This is a genomic window from Oleiphilus sp. HI0067, assembly GCF_001635735.1.
In genome coordinates this window covers 1-816 of the sequence record NZ_LWFI01001722.1, presented here as the reverse complement: position 1 = coordinate 816, position 816 = coordinate 1, and the positions used below count along the sequence as shown (strand labels likewise).

General features: G+C 45.5%; 1 protein-coding gene. It reads right to left on the bottom strand.

Features of this window, described 5'->3' with window-relative positions; all coding sequences use genetic code 11:
* Positions 1 to 262: 262 nt before the first annotated feature.
* Positions 263 to 816: ABC transporter ATP-binding protein (locus A3739_RS27380; RefSeq protein ID WP_156502900.1), on the bottom strand; the 554-nt coding region annotated here is incomplete at its 5' end.

Below are 816 nucleotides of genomic sequence, written 5' to 3'. Positions count from 1 at the left end.
AAACAAATAGCCAAGTTGGGTGAGGCATTTTATTCCCTACCCGTTCGATGGCGTTTAGCATGCGAATCACTGGAGTAACTTCGCTCATTCGGACTTCCTCAAGCCTCCATTAGGCTTATGACTTGGTGAAAAGTTGACCAAATTAGCATAGTAGAAATGGCTAAATTTGATACAAATCAAGTCAGAAATGGCTAAATTTGATACAAATCAAGTCAGAAATGGCTTAGTGAATCGTGCGAGTGAACAATTGCAAATCGGGCGATTAGGCGTCCATAAACTGAAGCTTGGCCAAGCGCGAATATAGCTCTGAAGAGGCGAGTAATTGATCATGCGTGCCTTGTGCAACAATCTGGCCTTGATCAAAAACCAGTATCCGATCGACATGTTTAATCGTTGAAAGTCGGTGCGCAATAATTAAGGTCGTGCGATTTTCGGTTAACTCATCAATCGCTTGCTGAACGTGATATTCGCTTTCAGAATCAAGCGCACTTGTCGCCTCATCTAACAAAAGAATATCCGGATCTTTCAGTACGGCGCGCGCAATCGCAACACGCTGCTTTTGACCACCCGATAAGCGAGTGCCTTGCTCACCGAGATAGCTATCGTAGCCTTTAGGCAATGCTTCGATAAATTCATGCGCATGCGCAGCTAGGGCTGCGGCTTCTATATCTTTTTGAGAGGCATCCTCGTTGCCATACGCAATATTATGCTTAATCGTGGAAGAGAACATCACAGGCTGCTGCGAAACAATCCCTAGTCGCTTACGCAGCGCCTCAGTAGACACATCGTGAACAGATTGCCCAAATACTGACACGC